Origin of the sequence: Collimonas silvisoli (assembly GCF_018305005.1) — a bacterium.
Taxonomy (GTDB): domain Bacteria; phylum Pseudomonadota; class Gammaproteobacteria; order Burkholderiales; family Burkholderiaceae_D; genus Collimonas; species Collimonas silvisoli.
In genome coordinates, this window is the sequence record NZ_JAGQEG010000145.1 from 1 (window position 1) to 8,450 (window position 8,450).

The following is an 8,450-nucleotide window of genomic DNA, read 5'->3' on the forward strand; positions in this document are numbered from 1 at the left end:
AAACCAAGCCCTTTACTGCGGTCCCGTTCGACATTGCCGAGCTGATGGAATTCGCGAAATATTTCTTGATGTTGAAGCGGTTCTATACCGATGCCCGTATCCCACACTTCCAGTCGCGTTTGATTGCCGCGCGTACGACAAGCTACCAGCACACCACCCCGCTCGGAGTAGCGGATTGCATTGGACACCAGATTGCGCAGAATCAGTTCCACCAGTGCCGGATCAGACTGCAAGGCCACATGGGTCTCGCGCGTGCGGTAAATGAGTCCCTTCGCGTTGGCTTGCGGCGCCAGTTCGTTTTCAATCTTGTGAAGCAATGGCTGCAGGTGAAATGGCAGTACTTGCGCATCGACAACACCCGCTTCGATTCGTGAAAAATCCAGCAGCGTGTTGAGCATTCCAGCGGATGCCTCGGACACGGAACGGGCACTCCCGAGCACATTGCGCTGCACTTCGGTGAGTTCGCTGCGTGCCAGCACTTCCAGAAACAGCCCCAGCGCGTGAATCGGCTGACGCAAATCATGGCTGGCCGCCGCCAGGAATTTGGATTTAGCCAGATTGGCCAGAACCGCCTCCCGGTGCGCGTCCTGTACCTTCAGGGTTTCATCGCGTAAGCGCGCCAGCAGTTCGACATTCTCGAAGCGCAGGTTGATTGCGGCGCGCGCGGCAATAGCGCTGTTACGTGCCTGCAGGACGAGCGTGACAAGAAACAATATGAGGGCCAGCGTCAGCGCGGTATAGGCTGGATCTCCCATCTGCCAGAATTTGGTTCCCGTGACGATAGACTCGAACGTCATAAACAGAATGAAGACCGGCAGCACCGGCGCAAGCAGCGACATCGAGCTGCCTGCAATGCCCGCCAAGACCGAGACTACCAATATGCTCCCGGTGACCGAGGTCGTATCGAGCGTCACCCAAGCCAGCGCGCCCCAAGCTGCACCATCGACCATGTTCAGCACCAACAACACCAAGACCAGGCGGTGGGCATGTTCAATTGAAATGCCTGAGGCAAGGATGCGGCGCGCGTGATACGCAGAGTAAAGCTTGGACAAGACCACTGCTGCGCACCACACCCTTAGCCCCAAGGCGTTACTGTCGTTGGATAGCGCCCAGACCAGTACCACGGACAACAGCAGCGCAGGAATCACCGAGCTGCCCACATTGCCTAGCAGCAGCCGCAACTGTTCCACCAGTATGCGACCTTCGCTGAGGCGGAGTAAGCGACGTATCATCTCAACTTACCAGGCCGCTGCGACGCGCTGCAAAGGCCGCTTCGGAACGGCTGGACACTTGCAGGAAACTTAGCAACGCCTGCACATGTCCGCGCACCGTATTTTCCGAAAGACCCAGCCGTTTTCCGATCGTCTTGTTCGGCAATCCCTGGCATAGCAGATCGAGCACCTCGCACTGACGCGGTGTCAGGTGTGGCTCAGAAGGAGCGTTGTCGCTGACTACTCCGGGCGCGCCTGCGGCGGGTTCTTTGCGCAGCAACCGTTCGATGACAGCAAGAATATTCGTCGCGGTATCTGCCTTGGAGACGAACGCCGCCGCGCCGCGCTCCATCGCCAGTCGCATGGTTGCGGGCGTGGCATCGGCAGACAACATGATGATCGATACCTGTGGCCATTTGCGTTGCAGCACGGCAATGCATTCCAGCCCGTTCAAGCCTTGAAGCTGAATATCAAGCAGCAAAATGGCAGGTGCTTCTATCGGGCTGCGCATGGCCTCCTCTAGCGAGCCGGCCTCAAACACGTCGATGTCCGCAATGCCCGATCGCAACACCATAGCCATACCGCTGCGGAACATCGCGTGATCGTCAATGAGAAAAATGCTAAGTGGAAACATGACGCCGATTAAACCTGTTCAATGCAGGTAGCGCAAGCGTTTTTAACCACACCAGTCCAAATAGACTATTGGCAAAGGGTAACTACGACCCTAACATCGGGCCTCACTAAGATCGAACGCTTTCTCCGCTCGGATATTTGCATATCGCTGCTTCAATTCGAGCTTGACCAGACTCCGGAATCGAAGACATGACGTCTATGAAAAAAGAACATGATTACCTGACGCATAACGGTGGCGATGCCGTAACGAGAGTCGCTGAAAAGTTCTCCGTGATGTGATGCCCGTAATGTAAACGCAGCGCGCGAAGCACGGACAATTTGTATTGGAAAACGGAAATATTTTGTAAAGCCGAGACGTACGGTCAAGCCGTTGGAAGATGGCAACTTTTACTCGCTTATAACCATAAGACTAATGCTCGTTGGCAATAAAAACAGGGGGAAACCATGCATCCAAGCCGTCGCGCGTTTCTGAGGACGCTAGTTGATCGCGTCAAACAGTCGCTAAGTACCTGATCGCAACCTCTCACCTTTGCTCTCCGTAATCCCTGTTTTTCCCGATTCAGGGAAGGGGTTGCCTTGCGCAACGGGTTCTACAAAATACTCACAAATGAAGGACTGACCGCATGAAACGCCACGGATCGATGAACCAAATATACCGCCTGGTCTGGAGCCAGGTATTGAACGGCTGGGTTGCTGTTGCAGAAACGGCGCGCGGCAAGGGTAAAGGATCGCGCCGCAAGCTGATCGCGGCAGCGCTGGCGCTGGGTGCATCGCTGGCGCAGGCGGCGCCGGTCGGTGGGCAAGTGGTGTCGGGCAGCGGCAGCATTTCCCAGTCCGGCGCCACCATCACCATCACGCAAGGCGGGCAGAACCTGTCTCTGAACTGGAAAGGCTTCAATATTGCGCCGCAGGAGACGGTCAACTTCGTGCAGCCGAACGCTAGCGCCATCGCTGTCAACCGCATCTACGACACCCAAGGCACGCAAATCCTCGGACGCCTGAACGCCAATGGCCAGGTGTACCTGATCAATCCGAACGGCATCCTGTTCGGGCAAGGGGCGCAAGTCAATGTCGGCGGGCTGGTCGCCTCGACCCTGGACCTGAACGATGCCAGCCTGAGCGGCAATAAGCGCCTATTCAGCGGCAATGGCGCCGGCAGCGTGGTCAACCAAGGTACGATCAACGCGGCGGCGGGCGGCTATGTGGCGCTGCTGGGTAATCATGTCAGCAACCAGGGCGTGATCGTGGCACAGCTGGGCAGCGTAGCGCTCGGCGCGGGTAGTGCTGCAACCTTGACGTTCAGCGGCAATAACCTGGTGAGCATGCAGGTGGATCAAAGCACGCTCAACAATCTGGCTGAAAACGGTGGCCTGATCCAGGCCGATGGCGGGCTGGTGGTCATGAATGCGGGCGCCAAGGATGCACTGCTGGCCAGCGTGGTGAACAACACCGGCGTGATTGAAGCGCGCACGGCAGAAAACCACGCCGGCACGATTACCCTGCTGGGCGGGATGACGGCGGGGACGGTGAATGTCGGCGGCACGTTGGATGCCAGTGCGCCGAGCGGCGGCAATGGTGGTTTTGTTGAAACCAGTGCGGCGAATGTCAAGGTAGGCAACGACGCCAAGATTACGACCGCCGCTGCCATGGGCCTGACGGGGACGTGGCTGATCGATCCGACCGATTTCACGATCGCGGCAAGTGGCGGGGATATGACGGGGGCGACCCTGGGCACAAATTTGGGTTCGGGCAACGTGACAATCTTGTCGACCAGCGGGACGAGCGGCACCAGCGGCAATGTGAACGTCAACGATGTCGTGACCTGGGGTGCCAACAAGCTCACCCTGAATGCGCAAAACAACATCAACATCAACGCCAACCTGAACGGTTCGGGTACGGCGAGTCTGGCGCTGCAATACGGTCAAGGCGCGGTTGCGGCCGGCAATCTGAGCACCTACGGCCTGAACGGCGCCCAGATCAATCTGCCGGCAGGCAATAACTTCAGCACGATGCTGGGTAGTAACGGAGTGACAACGGCCTACACCGTGATCGACAGCCTGGGACTTGCGGGCAGCGTCACGGGGACGGATTTGCAGGGGATCAATGGCCACCTGGGCGGGAAATATGTTCTTGGCAGCAATATCGATGCGACGGCCACGTCTGGCTGGAACAGCGGTGCGGGGTTCACACCGATAGGAACGTATAGCTCCAATTTCACTGGCATCTTCGACGGGCTGGGTCACACCATCAGCAACCTCACCATCAATCAGCCTGGAACAAGCTTTGTCGGGCTGTTTGGATTCGCGGGTATAAGTTCTGTGATCCGGAACGTGGGGCTGGTGGGCGGTAGCGTGAGCGGTAACAACGAGGTCGGCGAGTTGGTGGGATACAACAACGGCGGCACGGTCAGCAACAGCTACGCCACCGGCAGCGTGAGCGGCAACGTCTACATCGGCGGACTGGTGGGATATAACAGCGGCACGGTCAGTAACAGCTACGCCACCGGCAGCGTGAGCGGCGGCAACAACAGTCAAGTGGTCGGCGGGCTGGTGGGATACAACGACAGCGGCACGGTTAGTAACAGCTACGCCACCGGCAGCGTGAGCGGCAGCAGCAACAGCAACTACGTCGGCGGACTGGTGGGATATAACAACGGCACGGTCAGCAACAGCTACGCCACCGGTAGTGTGAGCGGCACCTACTACGTCGGCGGGCTGGTGGGGATCAACGCCGGCACGGTCAGCGGCAGCTTCTGGGATACCCAGACGTCCGGACAGTCCACATCGTCAGGTGGTGTCGGTATGACCACCGCACAGATGCAGACGCAGGCCAATTTCACCTCGGCCACGCCTGCCAACGGCAACGTCAATCCCGGATGGGACTTTCTCAACACCTGGGTGATGTATGACACCTATACTTATCCGTTGTTACGCTCATTCATGACGCCCCTCACGGTGACGGCGAACAACGCCACCGTGACGTATGACGGACAGAACTATGCCGGCCAAGGGGGCGTGAGTTATTCGAGCACACCTAACGCCAGCCTGCTTGGCACGGCGACGTATGGTGGCACAGCGAATGCGGGCACTTACACCATTACGCCGAGTGGCCTGTATTCCAATCAACAGGGCTACATTATTAGCTATGTCAGCGGCACGCTGACGGTGGATCCGAAAAGCCTGACGGTGGCCGGTACGAGCGCCAGCAACAAGGTGTATGACAGCACGACGGCGGCGACGCTGACGGGTGGTTCGTTGGTGGGCGTGATTGGCAGTGACGCAGTGACACTGGCACAGAGCGGCGCGTTCGCTTCACCGAATGCCGGCACCGGTCTTGCTGTAACGGTCACCGACAGCCTGGGCGGCAGCGTGGCCGGTAATTACACGGTGGTAGCCCCAACCAGTCTGACAGCGAACATCACGCCGAAGAGTCTGACGGTGGCAGGCACGAGCGCCAGCAACAAGGTGTACGACAGCACGACGGTGGCGACGCTGACGGGTGGTTCGTTGGTGGGCGTGATCGGTAGCGATGCGGTGACGCTGGCGCAGAGCGGCACATTTGCTTCACCGAATGCCGGCACTGGGATTGCGGTAACGGCAGCCGATACCCTGGGCGGCAGCGCGGCCGGTAATTACACGGTGGTGGCACCGACTGGTTTGACGGCGAACATCACGCCGGCCACGTTGACCATTGCCGGCACTACCAGAGCCAGTAACAAGGTATACGACGGCACCACGACAGCGACCTTGACGGGTGGCTTGCTGGCCGGTGTCATCGGCAGCGACGCGGTGACGTTGGCGCAGGCCGGCAGCTTCGCTTCGCCGAATCCCGGCACCGGGATTGCAGTGACGGCCGCCGATACCCTGGCCGGCAGCGCGGCGGGCAATTACACCATCGCCCGGCAACCGACTGTATTGCCGGCCAACATCGCCGCGGTCCCTGCTGTACCGGTCATACCGGTGGCACCTGTGGTACCGATCACGCCGGTAGTACCTGTTACCAATCATCCCGACACGTCGCTCGCGACTGCGCTGGCACCGGTGCTGAACGCCATGGCGCAACTGGAGTCGGGCGTCCTCTCGTATCAAACGGGCGCCGCTTCTGAAGCATTTAATCCATCATCAACCATTGTGGTAACACAACTCGCCAGCGGCGATACAGGTGCGGCATCTACATCCGCAACGGACATCGGTGCAGTGGCGAATGCCATGACGACGATCGGCAGTACGGGTCCGGCATTGCACATCGTGAATGGCGGTATGAAGCTGCCGAACAATATCGTCAACGTGAATGAATAAGATATCTGACATGAATCATAAACAACCCTCGCAGTACACCGTGACTCCGCTGCTGGCGGCATTGCTGGTGGTTTTTTCGCCACTGGTCGCGCAGGCGGCCGCCCCTGTCGTTCCTGGCGCAGGTGAGATCCTGAAACAGATTCAACCGGTCACGCCGCCGGCACCCTCATCCACCGGGACCGGGCTGACCATCGAAGCGCAAGGAGGCGCCAAGCTGCCGTCGAGCGCGCCGTTCCTGGTGCAGACCATCAGGATCGCCGGCAATACCCAGTTTGATACGCCGACCCTGCACGCCCTGGTGGCAGACGCGGAAGGCAAAACCTTGACCCTGGGTGAACTGGGTGCAGTGGTCGCGCGCATGACCGATTTTTACCACAGCCACGGCTATCCGCTGGCACGGGCGATCATCCCGGCGCAGGGCATCCGGGATGGCGTGGTGGATATCGGAGTCATCGAAGCGCGCTACGGCACTATCAGGCTCGACAATAGCAGCCGGGTGAGTGATCCGTTGCTGGCGGCGACGCTGTCAGCGTTGCAAGGCGGGCAGGTCGTCGGTCAGGCGGAGATGGATCGTGCGCTATTGCTGTTGTCCGATATGCCGGGTGTCGCGGTCAATGCGACATTGGCCCCGGGCGAGAAAGTGGGCACCTCGGATCTGCTGGTGAACGTCAGGCCGGGACCGGCAGTCACGGGGAATGTGGCGCTGGACAACGACGGCAACCGGTATACTGGCAGGGCGCGCCTCGGCGGAACGGTGAATGTGATCGATCCGCTGCATCACGGCGATGTCCTGAGCGCGAGCGGCCTCAGCTCGGGCAGCGGGATGAACTACGGGCGCCTCGCCTACGACACGCTGGTGAGTGGCCAAGGCACGCGCATCGGTGGCTCGTACTCGGCGCTGCACTACCGTTTGGGCGGACCGCTGTCGTCGCTCGATGCGCATGGCACGGCACAGGTGGAAAGCCTGTGGGCCAAACAACCGCTGGTGCGCAGCCGTGATGTCAACCTCTACGGCCAGATCCAGTATGACCAGCTGCAACTGCGTGACCATGTCGACGCCAGCGCGATTGACACCGACCGGCACCTGGGCAACTGGACGCTGAGCGTTGCCGGGGATGTGCGCGATGGGCTGCTGTCTGGCGCCGTCAGCACCTGGAACGTGGGTCTGACGGCGGGGCGGGTCGGCTTCGATAACGCGCAAGCGCAGTTGGCCGATGCGGCGAGCGCGAGCACCCAGGGCAGATTCACGAAATGGAATGTGAACCTGGCCCGTCTGCAAAACCTGAGTGCCAGGGATGGGGTGTATCTGGCCTTCTCGGGACAGTGGGCGAATGCGAATCTGGATGCGTCGCAAAAGATGACGGTGGGCGGGCCTTACTCGGTGCGTGCCTACGACGTAGGCGCGATGTCGGGCGATATCGGATATCTGGGGACAGTCGAATTGCGGCATGACCTGGGCGCGGCTTGGGGTGGGCAGTGGCAGGCGGTGGCCTTCGTTGACAGCGCGCATGTGACGGTCAACAAGAACACCTGGGTGGCGGGGGCGAACAGCGCGACCCTGAGCGGGGCAGGCGTGGGACTGAATTGGGCCGGGCCGAGTCAGTGGAGCGCCAAAGCCTACCTCGCTGCGCGTGTCGGATCGGCTCCAGTGCTGGTGGGGAATACTGCCTCGGCCCGTGCCTGGGTCGAGATCAGCAAGGGGTTCTAAGCGGGATTGCGATGCCATCGCGGCGTCGCATCACTCTCGTCGTGCATCTTGTTTGCAACGTCATCGGATTCAACGCAGACTGCCGTCAGTGTAAGGCGCGGTAGGACAAGTTTCCTTGCACGGGCCCCCTGAGCGTGATCATGCAAACGAAGGCAACAGCGTCTTGCAACGATATCCATTTGCTTGCCCTTTGGCAGTGAAACCGGATAAGCTGCGCGGCAACTGTACGCATTGTGTTTTTTAACACCTTCCTGGCCAGGACACATTCAAAAATGACGACCGTTTCTCCGTCCATCCCGATACAAACCGCGCGAACTGCGGTGTCGACAAAGCGCATCGTCGTGGCGGCCGAGCACAGCTGCAATGGATAGCTGGATTTCTCGAGCATCCTGCATCTGTTCCGGCCAGAGATCAATTCTTAATTGCTCTTGCGCTCGCCGTGGTGAAACGCGTGCTTGATCCCGATCTGGGTGCTGCTTGACTTGCTATACAGCGTTTGCTGGAAAGCGACGGTGGAACCATCAGCGGGAAACACAAAATCGACACCCGTCGTGGCAGGTTCGCCATTGTAGAAAAACTCCCAGTACGCTCCGGAGTTTG

Annotated in this window: 4 protein-coding genes and 1 pseudogene; 2 read left to right on the forward strand and 3 right to left on the reverse strand. The window is 59.6% G+C overall.

The genetic code is table 11. The features are described 5' to 3' along the window. Positions 1-1,232: sensor histidine kinase (locus KHU33_RS24450; RefSeq protein WP_211467868.1), on the reverse strand; the 1,232-nt coding region annotated here is incomplete at its 3' end. Position 1,233: 1 nt separating this feature from the next. Then, positions 1,234-1,845: a response regulator gene (locus tag KHU33_RS24455; RefSeq protein ID WP_211467870.1), complete on the reverse strand. Its 612-nt coding sequence runs from the start codon at positions 1,843-1,845 to the stop codon at positions 1,234-1,236. Between the two features lie 622 nt (positions 1,846-2,467). Between KHU33_RS24455 and KHU33_RS24460 the strand changes: the two genes are divergently transcribed. Both KHU33_RS24460 and KHU33_RS24465 read left to right on the forward strand, forming a co-directional pair. Continuing rightward, complete coding sequence (locus KHU33_RS24460; protein WP_211467872.1) at positions 2,468-6,142, forward strand: YDG domain-containing protein; 3,675 nt, start codon at positions 2,468-2,470, stop codon at positions 6,140-6,142. After that, the gene (locus KHU33_RS24465; protein ID WP_211467874.1) at positions 6,135-7,850 is read left to right on the forward strand and encodes a ShlB/FhaC/HecB family hemolysin secretion/activation protein; all 1,716 of its coding nucleotides are present in this window, start codon (positions 6,135-6,137) and stop codon (positions 7,848-7,850) included. Before KHU33_RS24460 ends, KHU33_RS24465 begins: the two co-directional genes overlap by 8 nt. 418 nt (positions 7,851-8,268) lie before the next feature. On the opposite strand, the pseudogene KHU33_RS24470 reads toward KHU33_RS24465, so the two are convergent. After that, positions 8,269-8,450 (reverse strand): annotated as a pseudogene (locus tag KHU33_RS24470) (hypothetical protein); the annotation flags it as partial.

Bases quoted from the DNA above. Each gene is read 5' to 3' on its own strand.
- KHU33_RS24460 (WP_211467872.1), top strand. From the start codon at position 2,468: ATGAAACGCCACGGATCGATGAACCAAATATACCGCCTGGTCTGGAGC.
- KHU33_RS24455 (WP_211467870.1), bottom strand. From the start codon at position 1,845: ATGTTTCCACTTAGCATTTTTCTCATTGACGATCACGCGATGTTCCGC.
- KHU33_RS24465 (WP_211467874.1), top strand. From the start codon at position 6,135: ATGAATAAGATATCTGACATGAATCATAAACAACCCTCGCAGTACACC.